This window comes from Aurantimonas sp. DM33-3, from assembly GCF_014334315.1.
GTDB lineage: Bacteria > Pseudomonadota > Alphaproteobacteria > Rhizobiales > Rhizobiaceae > Aurantimonas > Aurantimonas coralicida.
In genome coordinates, this window is the sequence record NZ_JACSGS010000014.1 from 116,252 (window position 1) to 135,891 (window position 19,640).

The following is a 19,640-nucleotide window of genomic DNA, read 5'->3' on the forward strand; positions in this document are numbered from 1 at the left end:
GATATTCTTCGAGACATTCACGCGGCGGCCGGCCAGTCCGGTCGCCGCGTTTTGCGTTCAGCCCGCAGTGCCGGCGGGCGAGGATCAGCCCTCGGTCGGCCTGGCCGGTGCCTGGTCGGTTGCCATCATCAGGAGCTTGTCGATGCGGTGCCCGTCCATGTCGACCACCTCGATGCGCCAGCCCTTCCACTGGAAGTGTTCGCCGACCTCGGGGATATGGCCCAGCCGGTCCAGCACCAGCCCGGCCATGGTCTCGTAATCCCGCTTCTTGGGGAATTCGAGCTCCGGGATGGCGCTCTCCAGAAGATGGATCGGGATCGCGGCGTCGATCAGGCGCGAGCCGTCCTCGCGCTCGACGACATGCGGATCGTGGTCGTCGCCCTCGGGCAGCGAGCCGGCGATGGCGGCGAGAATGTCGGTCGGCGTGGCGACGCCTTCGAAGGAGCCATATTCGTCGAGGACAATGGCCATGTGGATCTGCGCGGCGCGGAAGCGCTCCAGAAGCTGCAGGATCGGCATCGTCTCGTGGACATAGAGCGGCTCGCGCATCACCGAGGCGACATCGACCGTGCCGGTCTCCTGCTGCTGTTCCAGCATGTCCTTGGTCTGCACGACGCCGACCACGTCGTCGGTCTCCGTGTCGATCACCGGATAGCGGGAATGATTGGCCTCCAGGATCTTCTCGAAGACCGCCTCGGGACCATCGTCCACCGCCACCCACACGACGCCCGGCCGCGGCACCATGATCGAGCGCACATTGCGGTCGGCCATGCGGATCACGCCCTCAAGAAGCTCGCGCTCCTTCGGCTTGAAGACGCCGATCTGCGTGCCCTCGGCGATCATCGCGCGCACGTCTTCCTCGGTGACGCCATCGTCGCGCTCGCCATCGCTGAAGATACTGGTGATGGCGTTGGTCGAGACCCGCAGGAGCCAGACGATGGGGGCGCCGACCTTGGCGATGACCGCCATGATCGGGGCGACCTTGATGGCGATCGCCTCGGCCCGGCTGAGGGCGAAGCGCTTGGGCGCCAGTTCGCCGACCACCAGCGACAGATAGGTGATGACCATGACCACGGCGACGAAGGCGACGGTACCGGCATAGGGGCCGATCAGCGGCCAGTCCTCGATGATCCCGGCCAGGGGCCCGGCAAAGGTCGAACCGCCGAAGGCGCCGGCGAAGATGCCGACGAGGGTGATGCCGATCTGGACGGTCGACAGGAAGCCGGTCGGATCCTCGATCAGCTTGAGGGCGCTGGCGGCGCCGCGCCGGCCCTCGTCGCGCATCTGCTCGACACGCGATTTTCGTGCCGAGACGACGGCGAGCTCCGACATGGCGAAGAAGCCGTTGATGAGAACCAGGAGGACGATGATGAAGGCGTAGAAGATGAGCAAGGAGATGGCCGTGTTGTCGGGGCGGGCCGCCGGGTGGGCGGCCCTGGACGCTGTGACCTAGCGCGCCGCGGCGCGAGGGAAACGCAGCGCCCGGCTCGGCCCTCCCGCTGGTTAGGTCTTGCGGCTGTCCCCGGAGGCCGGTCCGTCGCTGGCGTCGTCGGCGGGTTTTTCCGATCCGGTGCCCTGGAACAGATCGAGCATCTGCCGCGCGAACTCTTCCTGCATGGTCATGCCGGCCCGGGCGAGATCGTCGAAGCCACCCGCCGCCTTGTCCGCCGCCTCGGCCTCATTCGTGGTTTCGGACGCCGGTTCCGGTGCGGGCGTTCGGGCCTCGGGTTCCGCGGGCTGCTGCGAGCCTGCGCTGCCGCTCGTATCCGCGCCCGACATGCCGCGGGCGAAATGCGCCATCATGGCGTCGAAGGGCTGGAAGGGGTCGAAGGCCGCCGGGGTCTCGTTCGTGCGGTCCGCAGACCTGGCGCGGGCGCCGGTCTCGCCGGTGCTCGGCGGCAGCCAGGGCAGGCGGCCATTGAGCGCGTCGGAAAACAGGCCGGTGAGATAGTCCGAGCCCATGGCGCCGGGGCTCGCGCGCCGATGCGGCTCGTCGGATGGCCGGCCCATGGCCTCCATGGCGTTGGCGCTGCGCCGCATCATCTCGGCCATGGCGACAGGGTAGTTGCCTTCGGCAAACCCGGCCGGCTGCTGGCGCGCCATGTTGGCCAGCATCATCTGCATCATCGTCTGGATGCTCATCACCGACAGGCTGCGCATCAGCTTCTCGACCGTGTCGGGCGCGATGTCGCTCATGGTCGAGACCTTGCGTGCCACCTCCAGAAAGATGTCGCGCGAGCCGAACAGATTGTCGGCGAGGTTCTTGGCCGCCGGACTGCGGGCGGTCTCCGGCCCGGGCGTGCCGACGGCGTTCATGAAGGGCAGGAAGTGCCGGGACACCTCGGACCAGGCATTGGGGTCCGACATCGCCCGCTGCAGCGCCAGGGTAAAGGCCGGGGCGAGGGCTTCCGTGGTCTGGCGGATTTCCTTGCGGCTCAGCTTGAAGGCATCGGCGAGCCTGTCGGTACCGAGGCCGCCGTCATTCACCGTCAACCAGTCGAAAAAGTCCGTCATGGCGACCTCGCTCGCAGGCGTGCCCAGGCAGAACGGGGCACAGACCGATCATCCTGTCAAACCGCCGGGGGAAAGCCAATCACAAAGCAAGACCGCCTGTTGCAGCGTCGGGCTGCAACAGGCGGGAACAGTCGAAGGGCGGGGCTGCGGCCGTTCGGCCGGCCGGGCTCAGTAGGTCAGATGCTTGAAGACGCGCTCCATGGAGCCGTCCCACTGTTCCTCGAACAGCCGGACCAGTTCCTCGCCCGACGTGGTGCCACGTGCGACGACCTCTTCGAGCGGGGCGAGGAAATGGCTCTCGTCATTGCCTTCCTCGTTGCGCCGGTTGCGTGCAACGAGACCCTGGCGCGAGAGGCGGACCGTCTCGCGGGCCAGTTCCAGAACGCTGGAATCGCGGAACGGGGTGCGGAAGCCGTCGCGCGGCACCGCTTCGCGCATCGCCGAGACTTCCTCGAAGGTCCAGTCCTTCGTCAGCGCCTCGGCGGCGTCGAGCGTCGCATCGTCGTAGAGCAGGCCGACCCAATAGGCGGGCAGGGCGCATATGCGCCGCCACGGTCCACCATCGGCGCCGCGCATTTCCAGGAAGGTCTTCAGCCGCACATCGGGGAACAGCGTCGACAGATGGTTGGTCCAGTCGCCGAGCTGCGGCTCGGGATCGGGAATGCGCCCCTTCAGGGCGCCGTCCATGAACTGGCGGAAGGTGACGTCGGTGACGTCGGTGTAGCGGCCGTCGCGGGTGACGAAATACATCGGCACGTCGAGCGCCCATTCGGCATAGTCGCGATAGGAGAAATTCTCCTCGAAGACGAAGGGTAGAAGGCCGGAGCGCTGGTTGTCGACGTCGGACCAGACGTCGGAGCGCCAGGAGCAGAGGCCGTTCGGCTTGCCCTCGGTGAAGGGCGAATTGGCGAAGAGCGCCGTCGCAATCGGCTGCAGCTTCATGCTGGTCTGCATCTTGCGACGCATGTCGGCTTCCGACGAGAAGTCGAGATTGACCTGGATGGTCGCCGTACGGAACATCATGTCGAGGCCGCGGGTGCCGACCTTGGGCATGTAGCGGCGCATGATCTCGTAGCGCGACTTCGGCATGACCGGGGTCTCGTCGAGGGTCCAGGTCGGCGACGAGCCGATGCCGAGGAAGCCGATGCCGAGCTCCTTGGCGACCGAGCGGACCTGGGCGAGATGCGCGTTGGATTCGCGGCAGGTTTCGTGGATCGTCTCCAGCGGCGCGCCGGACAGCTCGAACTGGCCGCCGGGCTCCAGCGAGATCGCGCCCTGGCCGGCGCTGCCGAACAGGCCGATGATGCGGCCGTCGTCGATGATCGCTTCCCAGCCCGACAGCGCCTGCATGCGCTCCAGAAGCTTGCCGATGCCGCGCTCGCCCTCGTAGGGCACCGGCGACAGATCTTCGGTGTAGAAGCCGAATTTCTCGTGCTCGGTCCCGATGCGGAACTGCGAGGCCGGCTTTTCGCCTGTCGCCAGATGAGCGGTCAGATCCTCGACCGAGGTGACCGGCGTCAGATCGGTCGTATCGCGCGCCATGCTCGTCCTTCGAATGGTTCAGCCGGTCCTGCCGGCAGGCGGAGTCCCGCCACGGGAATATCGGCACTGCCGATTTTCCCCTCGGACCGCAACATAATTCGTGTTGACGGTGTGGCCAGTGCGGCGTGCCTCAACCTTGCCGCCAGTCGCCGATGGCGGCCTGCAGCACCGCCATGGCGGCCACCGCCGCCGTATCCGCCCGCAGGATGCGGGGGCCGAGCGAGATGGCGGTGACGAAGTCGGCAGCGTTCAGCCGTTCGCGCTCCTCGGCCGAAAAGCCGCCTTCCGGGCCGATCACCAGGGCGTGCGGGCCTTCGGGCAACGCGCGCAAAGTATCGATGGGGCTCCCCGCATCGGCCCGTTCGTCGCAGAAGATCAGGCGGCGGCCGCCGTCCCAGCGGTCGAGCATGTCGTTGAACTTCACCGGCTCCCGGCATTCGGGGATCGACAGGATGCCGCATTGCTCGGCCGCCTCGATCGCATTGGCCCGCATGCGCTCGGTATTGAGGCGGGTCGCCTGCACATGCTGGGTCATCACCGGCTGCAGCACGCTGGCGCCCATCTCCACGGCCTTCTGGACCATGTAGTCGAGCCGGGCGTGCTTGAGCGGTGCAAAGAGGTAATGCAGATCGGCCGGCGGGGTCTGGTCCCGCACCCTTTCGCGCGGGACGAGGTCGAGCTTCTTCTTGGCCGCCTTGACCAGATCGCAGCGCCATTCGCCGTCGCGGCCGTTGAAGGCCAGCACCTGCGCGCCCTCGCCGAGCCGCATGACGTTGAGGAGGTAGTTGGCCTGCACCGGCGTTGCCGGCACCGGGGTCTCGGCGACCAGATCCGCGTCGAGATACAGGCGCGGGCTCTTGAAGTCGTGGTTGGGCATGTCTCGAATTGTCCTTCCCTCGGGCCGTGTCACGGCCCGGATGCGGCATCGTGTCCGCATGGCGGCGAAACCTAATCTCCCCGCAGTCATTGTCACGCGAAACCCTCAGACACAAAGCAAGGACACCGCATGGATCTCCAGATCAAGGATCGCGTCGCGCTGATCACCGGCGCCACCGACGGCATGGGCTTCGAAACCGCCCGCATCCTCGCCGCGGAAGGCTGCAAGCTGGTGCTCTCCGACAAGGAGATCACGCGGCTCGAAAAGGACGCCGCCTCCCTCGACGCGGACTATATCTGCGTGGCCGCCGACGTGACCGACCAGGCCGCCGTCGATGCGATGGCTAGGCAGGCGCTGGATCGCTTCGGCCGGATCGACATCGTCCTGCATACGGCCGGCATCACCGGCGCCAAGGGGCATCCGCTGGAGGTCGCCGACGCCGATTACCTGGAAGCCTGGGAGATCGACTTCATGTCGGCGGTGCGCGTTGCGCGCGCGACCTTCCCGACCATGCGCGCGAATGGCTGGGGCCGCTTCGTCTGCATCACCTCGGAAAACGCCGTGCAGCCCTACTGGGACGAGGCGACCTACAACACCGCCAAGGCGGCGCTGGCGGCCTTCGTGAAGAATCTTTCCTACAAGGAGGCCGAGCACGGCATCCTCTGCAACACCGTGTCGCCGGCCTTTATCGAGACCCAGATGACCGACGGCATGATGGAGAAGCGCTCGAAGGAACTGGGCGTCTCCTTCGAGGAAGCCGTCGAGAGCTTCCTGGATGAAGAGCGTCCGGGCATCGCGCTGAAGCGTCGCGGCCGGGCCGAGGAGGTCGCCGCAGCGATCGCGCTGATCGTCTCGGAGCGCGGCTCCTTCATCAACGGCTCGAACATGCGGGTCGATGGCGGCTCGGTCCAGGCCGTCCAGAACTGACCGGAACGACAAAGGCCGGCGGGATCGCTCCCGCCGGCCTTCTTTCCTGTCGTGCATGAAAAGCGCCGCGCAGCCCTCGAGGTGGCGCGGCGCTTTTTTTGCGTCTGTTGGTGCTACGGCTTGATCGGACCGTCGATGCGGCTCGGCGCGACCGGATCGGAGGCCGGGAAGGTCTCGTCCAGCGCCTCATCGAGTTCTTCCTCGTCGGTCATCGGCCGGTCGCCGCCACCGGAGGCCGCGTTGTCCTTCGCATCCTTGTCCTCGGCGCGGTCGCGCGGGCCTGCATGCATGGCATTGTCCATGGCGGATTCGTTCAGCGTCTTCATCTCGGATGCTCCATTCGGAATTGCCAACGAAACGGCGTCACCGGCACCCTGTTCCACGCGGGGGCGAATTCTGCCGGTGCCGGCCTGGCGCCTCAGGCCGGCCGGGCGACCAGTGCCGCCGCAATGCCGGCGCCCATCAGGCAGGAGCCGCCGATGCGGACCACGAAGCGCATCACCGACGGGCGTCGAATAAGATCGCGGGCTCGCACGGCGAGCTGCGCATAGAGAAAGGCATTGCCGGCCGCCAGGAGCACGAAGAGCGCGACGAGGATGGTCGCCTGCGGCCAGTAAGGCCGGCCGGGATCCAGGAACTGCGGCACGAAGGCCACGAAGAACACGATCCCCTTGGGATTGAAGACGGTGACCAGAAAGGCGTCGCGGAAGATATGGGCCGGCCATACCGCACCTGCCTCCGGCAGTCCCGCGGCGACGGGATCGAAATCGTTCGGCGCCTGCGAAGCCGGCGACAGGGTGCTGCGCCACATGCGAAGGCCCATCCAGACCAGATAAAGCGTCCCCGCCCATTTCAGGACGACGAAGGCCGTGGCCGACGCCGAAAGAAGCGCGCCGACGCCGATCAGCGACAGGCTGGCCGCCACGAGATCGCCAAGTCCCACGCCCAGCACGCTGGCCAGCGCGACGTTGCGGCCATGCGCCAGTGCCTGGCCGACGACCATGATGATCGTCGGTCCGGGGATCACGAGAAGGATCAACGAGGCCAGCGCAAAGGCGGCAAGCGTGGCGGGATCAATGGGCATGAACGCTCCGCTGGCGACCGGGATGCGGAAGAGAGCCACCCGGCCGCGCCGCCGTCAAGCGGGGCTGCGCCTGCGCGGGGCTGGCCGCCTGGAATTTGGGCCGTCGCCCGGTTCCACGGCTCTGGAAGCGTCAGTCGCCGCCGCTGCCGTCCGAAGGGACCGTGATGTCGAAGCGTTGCGCGTCGCGGCGTCCGGGCATGAAGATCTCGATGCAATTGCCGGGGCCGTCGGTCAGCATCCAGGGATGGGTGCGGTAGGTCTCGACCCGGAAGCTCTCGCCGGGATTGAGGCTGGCGTAGCTGACCGGCTGTCCGTCGAAGTCGAGCCAGTCGACGCTGCGATATTCCTCGGTGCGGTTCACGAAGGTCACCGTGACCGACCGTGCCGATTCCTGCGAGCGCAGGCCGGGAAAATCCCGGCAGGACGCCGCGCTGGCGGATCCCATGGGAAGCGCTGCCGTGACCACGATCGCCGCAAGGGCCGTCCAAGTCCATCCGGTCATCGCCGCCTCCCTTGGCCGCGCCGGTACGGGCGCGGAAGGGAAAGCCTAGCCCGGTTTGCGGGAAAGCTCACCCCGCTCGGCAAAAATATTTCCCTAGCGTCATGCGCGGCGTGTCCGGGCTGTGCTCCGCCGTGTCAGTCGACGATCACGATGTGCAGGGCGCGCGGGCCATGGGCGCCCAGAAGCAGCGTCTGCTCGATGTCGCCGGAGCGCGACGGGCCGGTGACGAAATTCAGCGACCGCGGCATCTCGCCCTTGCCGTAGCGCGCACGCAGCATGGGGAAGACGGCTTCCATCTCGCCGCCGATGCTGTCGGCCTTCACCACGACGATGTGGTTTTCCGGCAGGAAGTTGAGGCTCGTCGGGTTCTGCGGACCGGAGACGAGCACCAGCGTGCCGGTCTCGGCGATGGCGGTCTCGGCATGGGAGAGACCGTTGAGATCGTCGCCGTCGCTGACGCCCTTGCGGATGGTGAGCGACGTGGCGTCGAAATCGGCGTCGGCGAAGCGTGGGTCTTCGGACATTCTGAGATCGGCGGGGAAATTGTTCTCGCGCAGCCAGCGGGAGACCTCGCCGGCCAAGTCGCCATAGCCGGCGATCCGCGCGGTGGTGGCGTTGGCCCGCTCGGCCATGCGGATGAACAGCGCCACCTGCTCGTCCTGGGGCAACTGGCCGCGCTGGGGCACGATCCCGACGGGTGCGCCGGCCATGCGTTCCTCGACGATGCGCCTGCGCTCGGGGTCGTTGGGGCGGGCGCCGTTGGAGCGGCGGATCCGGCCGAGGACGGCTTCGCGGGTGGATGCGCTCATCGTTTGTCCCCCGTCGTCGCATGGGATTTCTGGGCGTATTGCTGCATGAAGGTGCGCCCTTCGGGCGCCGGCAGGTCGCGCCATTTGGTCCAGCCGCCGGCCAGCGGCAGCGAGGCGAAGCGCCGCTTGCGGCCCGCCGCCAGCTTCAGGAGCGGCATCGCCATCGACACCGCTGCCCGGTAGAGCGCCGGCCGCCGGGCGAAGAACGCCCAGACGCCGAGGCCGGTGCGCTGGGTCCTGGGCTGGAGATGGCTCTCGAATTCCTTCTCGCGCCAGTGCCGCATCATTTTGGGCAGCGGAATGCGCATCGGGCAGACGCTCTCGCAGCGGCCGCAGAAGGTCGAGGCGTTTGGCAGATGGCCGGACTTGTCGACACCGATCAGGGACGGCGTCAGCACCGCGCCCATCGGGCCCGGATAGACCCAGCCATAGGAGTGGCCGCCGACAGCGTGATAGACCGGGCAATGGTTCATGCAGGCGCCGCAGCGGATGCAGCGCAGCATCTCCTCGAACTCGGTGCCCAGCATGTTGGAGCGGCCGTTGTCGAGGAGGATGACGTGGTATTCCTCCGGCCCGTCGAGATCGGCGTCCCGCTTCGGCCCCGTCGAGAGCGTCGTGTAGACGCTCATGTCCTGGCCGGTCGCCGAGCGCGCCAGGATGCGCAGGATCTGGGCGGTGTCCTCCAGCGTCGGCACCAGCTTCTCGATCGAGGCCAGCACCACGTGGCACTTGCCCAGAAGCTGGGTCAGGTCGCCATTGCCCTCGTTGGTGACGATGACCGACGAGCCGGTCTCGGCGATCAGGAAGTTCGCGCCGGTCACGCCGATATCGGCCTCGGCATATTTGCGGCGCAGGATCTGGCGGGCCTCGCCGAGCAGCGTCTCCGGCTCCACCAGATTGCGGTTCGGGTCGAGGTCGACATGGACGCGGCGGAAATCCGCCTCGACCTGGTCGCGGGTCACGTGGACGGCCGGGGCAATGATGTGGCTCGGATGCTCGCCGCGCAGCTGGATGATGTACTCGCCGAGATCGGTCTCGACCGGCACGATGCCGTTCTCTTCCAGGAAGGCGTTGAGCCCGATCTCCTCGGAGATCATCGTCTTGCCCTTGGTGACGGTCTTGGCGTTCCGCTTCTTGGCGATGTCGAGGAAGATCTTGCGGGCGTGGTCCGCATCCTCGGCGAAATGCACGATGCCGCCGGAGGCCTCGACCTTGGCCACATAGGCCTCGATATAGAGGTCGAGATGCTTCAGCGTGTGGTTCTTGATGGCGACGGCGTTGTCGCGCAGGGCGTCGAATTCCGGCAGGGCGTCGACCGCGGTCTGGCGCTTGTCGATGAAGCCCTTCTCGACATGGCCGAGGGCCCGCTGCAGCTCGACATCGGCGAGCGCCTTGACGGTATTGGCCTTGAACGTATGCGAAGTGATCTGCATGGGGCGGAGCCTATTCGGGCATGAAGTCGGGGTCGCGGCGCTGCTCGGCCGTCCACGGGGTGGCGGCCGCCACCGGGGCGAGCGTTCTGCCGCTTCGCTGCAGGCGTTGACGCCTCACAGCTTGCCGCCGATCGGCGGGGCGTCGGTCATGCCGGCGAGGACTTCGGCCACGTGACGGACCTCGATGCCGATATTCTCGCGCTTGAGCTTGCCGTCCATGTTCATCAGGCAGCCGAGGTCGCCGGCCAGCAGCATGTCGGCGCCGGTCATGCCGACATTGCGCGCCTTCTTGGTGACGATGGCGTTGGAGACGTCGGGATATTTGATGCAGAAGGTGCCGCCGAAACCGCAGCAGACTTCCGAATCGCGCAGTTCGGTCAGTTCCAGCCCCTCGACGCTGTCGAGCAGCATGCGCGGCTGCGCCTTGACGCCGAGCTCGCGCAGCCCCGAGCAGGAATCATGGTAGGTGGCGGTGCCCTCGACCCTCGCGGTGACGCCGGTCATGCCCCGCACGTCGGCCAGGAAGCTGACGAGTTCGAACACCTTGTCGGAAAAGGCGAGGGCGCGCGCCTCCCACTCGGCATCGCCGGCAAAGAGCTCGGGATAGTGCTTCTTCAGCATGGCGCCGCAGGATCCCGACGGGGCGACCACGTAGTCGAAGCCCTCGAAGGTGGCGATCACCTGTTCGGCGATGGCGCGGGTGTCGGCCCGGTCGCCGGAATTGTAGGCGGGCTGGCCGCAGCAGGTCTGGGCCGTCGGGACGACGACGTCGCAGCCCGATTCTTCCAGAAGCTTGATGGCCGCGAAGCCGACGCTCGGACGGAACAGATCGACCAGACAGGTAACGAACAGCGCGACTTGCGGACGGGTCTCGCTGCGAACGGCATTCTCGCTCAATGGCTTCTCCTCGTACGTCCTTCGTCGCACATTGGCGGCGGCGTCGGCAACGTTGCAGTTTGGAAACGTTCTGAGCCGGTTTGTCGACAATCGCAATTCCTGCTTGGACCGGACTTGGCCGATCGGGTAGCAAGAGCGGCACCACAAAGGGGAAAAGATGGGCCGCATCACGTTACGCCAGGCGTCGCTCGACCGCTTTCCCACCGATCCGCGCCGGGCCGCCGTCCTCGGCGAACTGCATGCCAGGCCGTTTCCGCTGATCGAGCTGCCGCGCGCGCTGGTGGTGCTGGCCTTCATGAACGAGGATCACGGCGAGAGCGATCTGGCGATCCTTGCCGAAATGTCGGTGCGCCGCGGCGTGCCGCCGCCCGCCAAGGACGCCCGGACCCATTCCTTCGCCTTCGGCAAGGGCAAGCTGCGCTGGGAGCGGCACACCGAATTCTGCACCTATTCCTGGGAAGGGCCGCCGCCCGAACATTTCGGAGACCCGGTCGAGGGCCATCCCTTCGGCGCCGAGTTCCAGGCGCCGGGACCGTTCATCGCCGGTGTCCATCTCGAGTTGCGGCCGAACGACGCTGCTGGTCAGGCGGCGCTCGAGAGCTTCGACAAGTCGAGCTACTGCCATTCGATCATGGAGAGCGGGCTCGCCCATGCAGCAACGGATTTCCGCCAGGATGGCGACGGCATGACACGCATGCTGGTGCTGGACGACGGGCTGCCGCCGCAACGCGCCGGCGCGCTCGCCATGCGTCTGGTGGAAGTCGAGATCTACCGCACCCTGGCGCTGCTCGGCCTGCCGCTCGCCCATTCGGTGGGGCCGATGGTGGCCTCGCTCGAAAGCCGGCTGATGTCGATCACCGAGGAGATGAAGGGCGGCAACGAGGACAGTCGGCAGCTGCTGCAGGAGATCACCCTGGCGGCGGCCGAGGTCGAGGCGTCCGCAGCCTCGGTGCTCTACCGGTTCGGGGCGAGCCGGGCCTATGACGAGATCGTCAGCGAACGCCTCGCCTCAATCGGCGAGCAGCCGATCGCCGGGCAGGAAAGCTGGAGCGCCTTCCTGAAGCGCCGCATGGGGCCGGCCATGCGCACTTGCCGCGCCATCGAGGAGCGGCAGGCCAATCTGTCGGAGAAGCTCAGCCGGGCCGCGAACCTCCTGCGCACGCGCATCGACGTGGAACTGGAGCACCAGAACCGCGACCTGCTGGCCTCCATGGACCGGCGGGCGCGGCTGCAATTGCGGCTGCAGCAGACCGTCGAGGGCCTGTCGGTCGCGGCGATCGGCTACTACGTCGTCGGGCTGTTCGGCTATGTTGCCAAGGCGCTGGAGTATCAGGGACTGCCGGTCTCCGCGACGGTGCTCGTCGCCGGCTTCGTGCCGATCGCGCTGCTCGGGGTCTGGCTGGTCGTGCGCAGTATCCGCAAGCATCACATGCAGGGCGGCGAGGACGGTCATTGAGCCGCAGACGCCTACCGTTCCTTCTGTGGACGCCGGCCCGTGCGGCGCCTAGTTTCGCCTCTCTAATGGGAGTGAGCCGATGTCCGTGATGATGCCCAAGCCGTCCGAGGCGATCCTCGGCCGCCGCCAGTCGATCGTCGACGCCCTGCGCGCGATCGTGCCGGGCGAGGGCGTGGTGGATGCCGCCAACGAGATGGCCGTGTTCGAATCCGACGGCTTGACCGCCTATCGCCAGATGCCGCTGGTGGTCGTGCTGCCGTCGACGGTGGAGCAGGTCGCACGGGTCCTGCAATATTGTCACGCCAACGAGATCCCGGTGGTGCCGCGCGGCTCCGGCACGTCGCTGTCCGGCGGCGCCCTGCCGCTCGAGGACGGCGTGCTCCTGGTCCTGTCGAAGTTCAACCGGGTGCTGGAGATCGACTACGACAATCGCTGCGCCGTGGTGCAGCCGGGCGTCACCAATCTCGGCATCACCAAGGCGGTGGAAGGCGAGGGCTTCTACTACGCGCCCGATCCGTCCTCGCAGATCGCCTGCTCGATCGGCGGCAATGTCGCGGAGAATTCCGGCGGCGTGCACTGCCTGAAATACGGCCTGACCGCGAACAACGTCCTCGGCATCGAGTTCGTCACCATCGAGGGCGAGGTGGTGCGCCTCGGCGGCAAGCATCTGGAAGCCGAGGGCTACGATTTCCTCGGCCTGATGACCGGCTCGGAAGGCCTGCTCGGGGTCGTGACCGAGGTGACGGTCCGCATCCTGCAGAAGCCGGAGACCGCGCGGGCGGTGCTGATCGGCTTTCCCACCTCCGAACAGGCCGGCGAGTGCGTTGCCGCGATCATCGCCAAGGGGATCATACCGGCAGGTATGGAGATGATGGACCGGCCGGCCATTCACGCCGCGGAAGATTTCGTCCATGCCGGCTATCCCCGCGACGTCGAGGCGCTGCTGATTGTCGAGCTCGACGGGCCGGGCGCCGAGGTCGATCATCTCTTGGCCGAGGTTGCGGCAATTGCCGACGCCAATGGCGCCACCGTCACCAAGGTCTCGAATTCGGAAGAAGAGCGCGCGTCGTTCTGGGCCGGGCGCAAGGCGGCGTTCCCGGCGGTCGGCCGCATCTCGCCGGATTATTACTGCATGGACGGCACCATTCCGCGCAAGGAGCTGCCGCGGGTGCTGGCCGGGATGAAGGCGTTCTCGGAAAAATACGATCTGCGTGTCGCCAATGTCTTCCATGCCGGCGACGGCAATCTGCATCCGCTGATCCTCTACGACGCCAACAAGGAGGGCGAGCTGCACCGGGCCGAGGAGTTCGGCAACGACATTCTGCGCCTGTGCGTGGAGGTCGGCGGCGTCCTGACCGGCGAGCACGGCGTCGGCGTGGAAAAGCGCGACCTGATGCCGGAAATGTTCAGCGAGGACGATCTGCGCCACCAGCAGCGGGTCAAATGCGCCTTCGACGACAAGCATCTGCTCAATCCCGGCAAGGTCTTCCCGCAGCTCCATCGCTGCGCCGAACTCGGCCGGATGCATGTCCACAAGGGGCAGGTGGCCTTTCCCGACCTGCCGAGGTTCTGACCATGAGCGAGTTGCGATCGACCGGCGCGGCCGGACCCACCGCGTCCATCCTGCGGCCCGAGACCGCGATCCAGCTCCGCGACATCGTCGCGGCGGCGGTATCGCAGGGAGAGCCGCTGGCGGTCGAGGGCACCGGCTCCAAGCGCGGCCTTGGACGGCCGGTGCAGGCGGCGCGCACCCTGTCGCTGTCGGCCATGGCCGGCGTGACCCTGTACGAGCCGGAAGAGCTGGTCCTGTCGGCACGTGTCGGCACGCCCATCGCCGAGATCGAGACGCTTCTGGACGAGGCCGGACAGCGCCTGGAATTCGAGCCGCTCGACTACGGGCCGTTGCATGGGCTGGAGCCGGGCCTCGGCACGATCGGCGGCGTCGTCGCCTGCAACCTCGCCGGGCCGCGGCGGCTGAAGCACGGCGCGGCGCGCGATCACATCCTCGGCGTCCACGCGGTGTCGGGCCGTGGCGAGATGTTCAAGTCCGGCGGCCGGGTGGTGAAGAACGTCACCGGCTACGATCTCTCCAAGGGCCTCACCGGCTCCTTCGGCACGCTGGCGGTGATGACCGACGTGACGCTGAAGGTGCTGCCGAAGACCGAGACCGAGACGACCATCGTGTTGCGCGGTCTCGCCGACGATGCGGCGACCGGCGCCATGGCGGCGGCGATGGGCTCGTCGGCGGAAGCCTCGGGCGCGGCGCATCTGCCGATGTATGTCGCCTCGCGCGTCGCCGACGGCCATCTCGGCAACGACGCGGCGACGCTGATCCGGCTGGAAGGCTTCGGCCCGTCGGTCGCGGCGCGTTCGGCCTATCTGAGTGCGGCACTCGAGAAGGTCGGGAAGGTCGAGCACCTGGAGGGCGAGGCGTCGCGGGCGGTCTGGCGCGACGTGCGCGACATCCGGCCCTTCGTCGACCGCACCGACAAGCCGGTCTGGCGCCTGTCCGTGACGCCGACGCGCGGCCACGAGATCGTCATGAGCCTGCGCATGCAGGCAGCGATCGACGCCTTCTACGACTGGCAGGGCGGTCTCGTCTGGCTGCGCATGGAAGGCGAGCCGGAGGCCGAACTGGTGCGCGAGACGATCCGGCGCTTCGGCGGCGGCCATGCCACCTTGGTGCGCGCCTCCGAAAGCGTGCGGGCGGCGACCGCCGTCTTCCAGCCGCAGCCGGGGCCGCTGGCGGGTCTCGCCAGCCGGCTGAAGCAGCAGTTCGACCCCGCCGGCGTGCTCAATCCCGGGCGGATGGGCTAGGCGGGCTGCCGCGCCGCCGGTTCGCATCGACGACGTTTCCAGACTCTTTCATGGGCCAGACCTTTGCAAACCACCTTCTCCCCCGCGCAGCTCGCCGATCCCGAGACCGCGCATTCCGAGCAGATCATCCGCAAATGCGTGCATTGCGGCTTCTGCACCGCGACCTGCCCGACCTATGTCACCCTCGGCAACGAGCTCGACAGCCCGCGCGGGCGCATCTACCTGATCAAGGAGATGCTGGAGAACGACCGGCCGGCCGACGAGAAGACCGTCACCCATATCGACCGCTGCCTGTCGTGCCTTGCCTGCATGACGACCTGCCCGTCGGGCGTGAACTACATGCATCTCGTCGACCATGCCCGCGCCCATATCGAGCGGACCTATGAGCGGCCGCTGGCCGACCGGATGATCCGGCGGATCCTGGCGATGACACTGCCCTATCCCGAGCGGTTCCGCGCGAGCCTCGTCATGGCGCGCATCGGCCGGCCCTTCGCCGGGCTGTTCGATGCGATCAAGCCGCTGAAGCCGTTGGCCGCGATGCTGAAACTGGCGCCGGGAACCGTGCCGGCGAAATCGCAGGTCAACGCGCCGGGCGTGCGGCCGGCCGAGGGGCCGCGCAGGAAGCGGGTGGCGCTGCTGCGCGGCTGCGCCCAGTCGGTGCTCGATCCGAAGATCAACGAGGCGACGGTGCGGCTTCTGAACCGGCTCGGCGTCGAGGTGGTGGTGCCGGAGGGCGAGGGCTGCTGCGGCGCGCTGGTCCATCACATGGGCCAGGAAGAGCCCGCACTGGATTTTGCCCGCCGCAACATCGACGTCTGGTCGCGCACGGCAGACGCCGACGGCCTCGACGCGATCATCATCACGGCGTCGGGCTGCGGCACGACGATCAAGGATTACGGCCACATGCTGCGGCTGGACCCGGCCTATGCCGAGAAGGCAGCGCGGGTCTCGGCCATGGCCAAGGACGTCACCGAATTCCTGTCCGAGCTGGAACTGCCGCTGCCGGTCAACGCGACCGATCTGGTGGTGGCCTATCATTCGGCCTGCTCGATGCAGCACGGCCAGAAAATCACCAAGGCTCCGAAAGTGCTCTTGGCGCAGGCCGGCTTCACCGTTCGCGACGTGCCCGAGGGCCACATTTGCTGCGGCTCGGCCGGCACCTACAACATCCTGCAGCCCGAGATCGCCGCCACTTTGCGCGACCGCAAGGTGAAGAACATCGAGAGCATCGCGCCGCAGGCGATCGCCACCGGAAATATCGGTTGCATGACGCAGATCGGTTCGGGCACCGGCATTCCGATCCTGCACACGATCGAGCTCCTCGACTGGGCCTTTGGCGGCGAGAAGCCGGCGAGCCTCGCCGCCGTCCGGCCCCGCGGCGAGCCCGGCCTCGTCGCGGCGGAGTAGCCCATAACGCAAAACGGCCCGCCGTTGCCGGCGGGCCGTGATGTCGAAGCGATCGGGCGCTGGGCTCAGCCGCCGAAGATCGAGGCGATGACGTTTTCGCGTACGACGCCGACTTCGGTATAGACGTTCTTCGGACCCTGGCCGCTGGGGCCGATGACGATGACCTTGGTGCCGTTCGGCACGCGCTCATACAGGTGCTCGACGTCCTGGTTCATCATGCGGATGCAGCCCGAGGACATGTTCTGGCCGATAGTCCAGGGCTGGTTGGTGCCGTGGATCCGGAACAGCGAATCGCGACCGCCGCGATACAGATACATCGCCCGTGCGCCCAGCGGGTTGGCCGGGCCACCCTTCATGTGGGCCGGCAGGATGCGGCCCTTGGCGCGCTCGCGCTTGATCATCGACGGCGGCGGCGTCCAGCCCGGCCACTCGGCCTTGCGGCCGACGCTCATCCGGCCCGACCAGCCGAAGCCTTCGCGGCCGACGCCGACGCCGTAGCGGGTCGCCATGCCGTTGCCCTCGACGAAGTAGAGATATTTGCGCTGGGAATCGACGATGATGGTGCCCGGCTTCTCACGCGTCTCGATGCGCACCTGACGGCGATGATACTGGGCCGCCGGGCCGCGCTGGGCGAGGGCCCGGTGCTGCGTGCGGGCGGCGACGCGCTCGGCGCTGACTGTCACCCATTTGTTGGTCGCGTGGTCGTAGCGGCGCACGTCTTCGGCGCTGGCCTGTCCGGTCACCGCCAGGGCCATGATCGCCGTCAGGCCGGCTCCGGCCCATCGTGTCCAGTTCTGCATGGGAGGCTCCTCTCGTTTGGCGGGGCGGAGCAAAGCCCACCGTGTCCCGCGCCTCGTTGCCGTCATTGTGCCATGGTTTGAACGCATTCTCGCCGCGTTGGTCGCATCGAGTTCCGCATTCCGTTGAGGAAAGTCGGGGCTGTTGCCGTTAGAGCACAACGACCCTGGTGCCGACCTTCACCCGTTCGTAGAGATCCATCACGTCCTGGTTGCGCATGCGGATGCAGCCCGAGGACACCGCGCGGCCGATCGTCCAGGGCTGGTTGGTGCCGTGGATCCGGTAGAGCGTGGAGCCGAGATAGAGCGCGCGGGCACCCAGCGGGTTGGCTTCGCCGCCCTTCATGTGGGCCGGCAGGATCCGCCCCTTCTTGCGTTCGCGGGCAATCATCGCCTTCGGCGGCGTCCAGCTCGGCCATTCGGCCTTGCGGGTGATCGGATGCCGGCCCTTCCAGCCGAAGCCGGGCTTGCCGACACCGACGCCGTAGCGGCGCGCCGTGCCGTCGCGGCCGACATGGTAGAGGAACTTCGCCCTGGTATCGACGACGATGGTGCCGGGCGCCTCCTTGCCGCTGTACGGCACGGTCTGGGGCAGGAATTGCGGGTCGACCGCGTTCGGAGCCGGAAGATTGCGGGTCGCCAGCGCAACCTGCTGGCGTCCGGTCACCGGTGCGGCGCTGCGCGTTCCGGGCAGATAGCCGGGCCGCACGCCGGGCGCCTGGCCGCGGACGCGCTGCTGGGCGTAGCCAGGACGCACGACGACGCGGGTGCCAGCCGAGGGCGCCGCAGCGCCGCGGCGACCGCCGAGGACGACACCCGACGCGGCGGCCCTCTGATAGCTGCGGGCGACGCCGTCACCGGGCGACAATTGCAGGAGCCAGCGATCGGCCAGATCGGGCGCGATCTCGACCGACGGCAAGCTGCGGTATCGCTCCTGCGCCTGGCTCGCCGCGGGGCAGGCCAGAATCGCCAGCAGGCCGACGAGTGCGCGCCGGGCGGATATCGGTATCGCCATGATGTCCCTCGATTGCCGGATCGGGGCCGGCTTGCGCCTGCCGCCTCGACACCGAGCCTCGCTGCAAAGGGCAAGGGAATGGTAAACGCGCCGGTCCGAAACACCCTCGAAAACGGAAACAGTTTCATAAGGTTAAGCAGCGGTTTCGCAGCGTGGTTAAGGGGGCGTTGTGAGTCCGACGCGGATGTGGCGCGCGGAGGTGTTGCAGCATGCCTGCCACACTATGCCGAATTAAAGCGCACGCCGAAATTTCAGGCATTGTGCAATGCAACATAATTGCTAGATTCGATCTCGGCGTCCAAAGGGCGCCATGACGGGCACCAGAACCCGGATGCGGGACGAACGCACGCAATGGCATGAACCGGTCGCACAAGGCTGCGATCGCAACCCCTTCGCCATGGCCGCTGGACCGGCCATAGGAGCCCTGCCATGATCGCTCTGACCCTGATCGTCTGCCTCAACTCTGCCCCCGCCGACTGCCGCCCCGAGCAGGTCGCCTTCGACGGTTCCATCATGCAATGCGCCCTGTTCGGCCAGGCTGCCGCCGTCGAGCATCTGAAGGCGCGGCCGAAATGGCATCTGAAGCGGTATCGCTGCGCGTCGGGCCGCTCGACCAACGCCTGACACCGGCGGGCGGCGCGGCGGCTTGCCACTTCGACGGGCGCCTGCGAAAACTGCGCCATGGACCCATCGATGCACGACGCGCCGCCGCCGGACGGCCTGATCCGCGGCCCGGACGGCCTGCTGCGCTGCGCCTGGCACGGCGGCGACGAGCTCTATCGTCGCTACCATGACGAGGAATGGGGCCGGCCGACCGCTGACGACGACCGGCTCTATGAAAAGCTCTGCCTGGAAGGGTTTCAGGCGGGGCTCTCCTGGCTGACCATCCTGCGCAAGCGCGCGGCCTTTCGCGAACTGTTCCACGGCTTCACGATCGCGCGGGTGGCGGCGATGGACGAGGCGGACGTGCAGCGGATCGTCCTCGATGCCCGCATCATCCGGCATCGCGGCAAGATCGTCTCGGCGATCAACAATGCCCGCCGCGCCGACGCGCTGCGCGCCGAGCACGGCTCGCTGGCACGCTTCCTCTGGCGCCACGCGCCGGATGCGGACGAGCGGCCGGCGACGGTGACCGCCGAATGGCTGCGCGCCAACCCGGTCACCCCCGCCTCGACGCGCCTGTCGAAGGCCCTGAAGAAAGCCGGCTTCACCTTCGTCGGCCCGACCACGGTCTACGCCTTCATGCAGTCGCTGGGCTTCGTCAACGACCACATTGACGGCTGCTGCATGCGCGACGATTGCGCAGCGGCGCGGGACGCGTTCACGCCGCCGGGGTGAGGGGGCGTCGCTGGCGTGTGATGCGCTGCTGGTGCGTGGCGCGGCAGCGGTGTCGCGGCGTCGCGGCAGGCGCGGTGATCGTCACCGGAGCGGCGGTTGTGGCGCTGAGGCATGGGTCCTCGGGTCAAGCCCGAGCAACTGTGTGAGTATGCGTCAAGGGGTGGCTGGGCGCGGCTGATATTCTCCGGTTCGGATTGCCACGTTGAGCGTGACGAGGAGCTTGCG

The 19,640-nt window shown here is 67.5% G+C and carries 19 protein-coding genes; 7 read left to right on the plus strand and 12 right to left on the minus strand.

Features of this window, described 5'->3' with window-relative positions:
- Window positions 1–84: 84 nt before the first annotated feature.
- The 4 genes from H9Q09_RS17395 to H9Q09_RS17410 form a co-directional block, all read right to left on the minus strand.
- Complete coding sequence (locus H9Q09_RS17395; RefSeq protein WP_187392074.1) at window positions 85–1,392, minus strand: hemolysin family protein; 1,308 nt, start codon at window positions 1,390–1,392, stop codon at window positions 85–87.
- Between the two features lie 111 nt (window positions 1,393–1,503).
- Window positions 1,504–2,514 carry a hypothetical protein gene (locus H9Q09_RS17400; RefSeq protein ID WP_187392075.1) on the minus strand — a complete coding sequence of 337 codons (1,011 nt, stop codon included), beginning with the start codon at window positions 2,512–2,514 and terminating at the stop codon, window positions 1,504–1,506.
- 168 nt (window positions 2,515–2,682) lie between these two features.
- Window positions 2,683–4,056 (minus strand): glutamate--cysteine ligase, encoded by a 1,374-nt coding sequence (locus H9Q09_RS17405; RefSeq protein ID WP_187392076.1) that lies wholly within the window; start codon window positions 4,054–4,056, stop codon window positions 2,683–2,685.
- Between the two features lie 130 nt (window positions 4,057–4,186).
- Window positions 4,187–4,933 (minus strand): 16S rRNA (uracil(1498)-N(3))-methyltransferase, encoded by a 747-nt coding sequence (locus tag H9Q09_RS17410; protein ID WP_187392077.1) that lies wholly within the window; start codon window positions 4,931–4,933, stop codon window positions 4,187–4,189.
- 129 nt (window positions 4,934–5,062) lie between these two features.
- Here H9Q09_RS17410 and H9Q09_RS17415 point away from each other — a divergent pair, with 129 nt between their 5' ends.
- Window positions 5,063–5,860, plus strand: coding sequence for an SDR family oxidoreductase (locus H9Q09_RS17415; protein ID WP_187392078.1), 798 nt, complete (start codon window positions 5,063–5,065; stop codon window positions 5,858–5,860).
- Window positions 5,861–5,973: 113 nt separating this feature from the next.
- Here the strand turns inward: H9Q09_RS17415 and H9Q09_RS17420 are convergent, their stop codons facing one another.
- The 6 genes from H9Q09_RS17420 to H9Q09_RS17445 all read right to left on the minus strand — a co-directional run bounded on the left by H9Q09_RS17420 (window position 5,974) and on the right by H9Q09_RS17445 (window position 10,753).
- Window positions 5,974–6,186: a hypothetical protein gene (locus H9Q09_RS17420; protein WP_024349289.1), complete on the minus strand. Its 213-nt coding sequence runs from the start codon at window positions 6,184–6,186 to the stop codon at window positions 5,974–5,976.
- Window positions 6,187–6,278: 92 nt separating this feature from the next.
- Window positions 6,279–6,944 carry a LysE family translocator gene (locus tag H9Q09_RS17425; RefSeq protein WP_187392079.1) on the minus strand — a complete coding sequence of 222 codons (666 nt, stop codon included), beginning with the start codon at window positions 6,942–6,944 and terminating at the stop codon, window positions 6,279–6,281.
- A gap of 130 nt (window positions 6,945–7,074) precedes the next feature.
- Window positions 7,075–7,446, minus strand: a complete 372-nt coding sequence (locus H9Q09_RS17430; RefSeq protein WP_187392080.1) for a hypothetical protein — start codon at window positions 7,444–7,446, stop codon at window positions 7,075–7,077.
- A 134-nt stretch (window positions 7,447–7,580) separates the two neighbouring features.
- Window positions 7,581–8,255, minus strand: a complete 675-nt coding sequence (locus H9Q09_RS17435; RefSeq protein WP_187392081.1) for a lactate utilization protein — start codon at window positions 8,253–8,255, stop codon at window positions 7,581–7,583.
- Window positions 8,252–9,688 carry a LutB/LldF family L-lactate oxidation iron-sulfur protein gene (locus H9Q09_RS17440; protein WP_187392082.1) on the minus strand — a complete coding sequence of 479 codons (1,437 nt, stop codon included), beginning with the start codon at window positions 9,686–9,688 and terminating at the stop codon, window positions 8,252–8,254. The genes H9Q09_RS17435 and H9Q09_RS17440 overlap by 4 nt, the downstream gene beginning before the upstream one ends.
- Before the next feature lie 114 nt (window positions 9,689–9,802).
- On the minus strand, window positions 9,803–10,753 hold the full coding sequence (locus tag H9Q09_RS17445; protein WP_246716213.1) for a (Fe-S)-binding protein: 951 nt from the start codon (window positions 10,751–10,753) through the stop codon (window positions 9,803–9,805).
- On the opposite strand from H9Q09_RS17445, the gene H9Q09_RS17450 reads away from it, so the two are divergent.
- The 4 genes from H9Q09_RS17450 to glcF all read left to right on the plus strand — a co-directional run bounded on the left by H9Q09_RS17450 (window position 10,743) and on the right by glcF (window position 16,265).
- Window positions 10,743–12,041 (plus strand): DUF3422 domain-containing protein, encoded by a 1,299-nt coding sequence (locus H9Q09_RS17450; protein WP_187392084.1) that lies wholly within the window; start codon window positions 10,743–10,745, stop codon window positions 12,039–12,041. The two genes, H9Q09_RS17445 and H9Q09_RS17450, sit on opposite strands and share 11 nt — an antisense overlap.
- A 79-nt stretch (window positions 12,042–12,120) precedes the next feature.
- Window positions 12,121–13,614: an FAD-linked oxidase C-terminal domain-containing protein gene (locus H9Q09_RS17455; protein WP_187392085.1), complete on the plus strand. Its 1,494-nt coding sequence runs from the start codon at window positions 12,121–12,123 to the stop codon at window positions 13,612–13,614.
- Window positions 13,615–13,616: 2 nt separating this feature from the next.
- Window positions 13,617–14,858: a glycolate oxidase subunit GlcE gene (glcE, locus tag H9Q09_RS17460; RefSeq protein WP_187392086.1), complete on the plus strand. Its 1,242-nt coding sequence runs from the start codon at window positions 13,617–13,619 to the stop codon at window positions 14,856–14,858.
- A gap of 63 nt (window positions 14,859–14,921) precedes the next feature.
- Window positions 14,922–16,265 (plus strand): glycolate oxidase subunit GlcF, encoded by a 1,344-nt coding sequence (gene glcF / locus H9Q09_RS17465; protein ID WP_187392087.1) that lies wholly within the window; start codon window positions 14,922–14,924, stop codon window positions 16,263–16,265.
- Window positions 16,266–16,330: 65 nt separating this feature from the next.
- Here the strand turns inward: glcF and H9Q09_RS17470 are convergent, their stop codons facing one another.
- A complete protein-coding gene (locus H9Q09_RS17470) occupies window positions 16,331–17,065 on the minus strand; it encodes a L,D-transpeptidase (protein ID WP_228238449.1) in 735 nt (244 codons plus the stop codon).
- 148 nt (window positions 17,066–17,213) lie between these two features.
- Window positions 17,214–18,077: a L,D-transpeptidase gene (locus tag H9Q09_RS17475; RefSeq protein WP_187392089.1), complete on the minus strand. Its 864-nt coding sequence runs from the start codon at window positions 18,075–18,077 to the stop codon at window positions 17,214–17,216.
- Between the two features lie 429 nt (window positions 18,078–18,506).
- On the opposite strand from H9Q09_RS17475, the gene H9Q09_RS17480 reads away from it, so the two are divergent.
- Window positions 18,507–18,701, plus strand: a complete 195-nt coding sequence (locus tag H9Q09_RS17480; protein WP_024349277.1) for a hypothetical protein — start codon at window positions 18,507–18,509, stop codon at window positions 18,699–18,701.
- 69 nt (window positions 18,702–18,770) lie between these two features.
- On the plus strand, window positions 18,771–19,415 hold the full coding sequence (locus H9Q09_RS17485) for a DNA-3-methyladenine glycosylase I (RefSeq protein ID WP_246716208.1): 645 nt from the start codon (window positions 18,771–18,773) through the stop codon (window positions 19,413–19,415).
- Window positions 19,416–19,640: the final 225 nt, after the last annotated feature.

Excerpts from the sequence above, each read along its gene's own strand:
- H9Q09_RS17435 (WP_187392081.1), bottom strand. The coding sequence starts at position 8,255 with ATGAGCGCATCCACCCGCGAAGCCGTCCTCGGCCGGATCCGCCGCTCC.
- H9Q09_RS17430 (WP_187392080.1), bottom strand. The coding sequence starts at position 7,446 with ATGACCGGATGGACTTGGACGGCCCTTGCGGCGATCGTGGTCACGGCA.
- H9Q09_RS17400 (WP_187392075.1), bottom strand. The coding sequence starts at position 2,514 with ATGACGGACTTTTTCGACTGGTTGACGGTGAATGACGGCGGCCTCGGT.
- H9Q09_RS17410 (WP_187392077.1), bottom strand. The coding sequence starts at position 4,933 with ATGCCCAACCACGACTTCAAGAGCCCGCGCCTGTATCTCGACGCGGAT.
- H9Q09_RS17485 (WP_246716208.1), top strand. The coding sequence starts at position 18,771 with ATGCACGACGCGCCGCCGCCGGACGGCCTGATCCGCGGCCCGGACGGC.
- H9Q09_RS17450 (WP_187392084.1), top strand. The coding sequence starts at position 10,743 with ATGGGCCGCATCACGTTACGCCAGGCGTCGCTCGACCGCTTTCCCACC.
- H9Q09_RS17420 (WP_024349289.1), bottom strand. The coding sequence starts at position 6,186 with ATGAAGACGCTGAACGAATCCGCCATGGACAATGCCATGCATGCAGGC.
- H9Q09_RS17475 (WP_187392089.1), bottom strand. The coding sequence starts at position 18,077 with ATGGCGATACCGATATCCGCCCGGCGCGCACTCGTCGGCCTGCTGGCG.
- H9Q09_RS17440 (WP_187392082.1), bottom strand. The coding sequence starts at position 9,688 with ATGCAGATCACTTCGCATACGTTCAAGGCCAATACCGTCAAGGCGCTC.
- H9Q09_RS17470 (WP_228238449.1), bottom strand. The coding sequence starts at position 17,065 with ATGCAGAACTGGACACGATGGGCCGGAGCCGGCCTGACGGCGATCATG.
- H9Q09_RS17405 (WP_187392076.1), bottom strand. The coding sequence starts at position 4,056 with ATGGCGCGCGATACGACCGATCTGACGCCGGTCACCTCGGTCGAGGAT.
- H9Q09_RS17415 (WP_187392078.1), top strand. The coding sequence starts at position 5,063 with ATGGATCTCCAGATCAAGGATCGCGTCGCGCTGATCACCGGCGCCACC.
- glcE (WP_187392086.1), top strand. The coding sequence starts at position 13,617 with ATGAGCGAGTTGCGATCGACCGGCGCGGCCGGACCCACCGCGTCCATC.
- H9Q09_RS17445 (WP_246716213.1), bottom strand. The coding sequence starts at position 10,753 with ATGCGGCCCATCTTTTCCCCTTTGTGGTGCCGCTCTTGCTACCCGATC.
- H9Q09_RS17455 (WP_187392085.1), top strand. The coding sequence starts at position 12,121 with ATGTCCGTGATGATGCCCAAGCCGTCCGAGGCGATCCTCGGCCGCCGC.
- H9Q09_RS17480 (WP_024349277.1), top strand. The coding sequence starts at position 18,507 with ATGATCGCTCTGACCCTGATCGTCTGCCTCAACTCTGCCCCCGCCGAC.
- H9Q09_RS17425 (WP_187392079.1), bottom strand. The coding sequence starts at position 6,944 with ATGCCCATTGATCCCGCCACGCTTGCCGCCTTTGCGCTGGCCTCGTTG.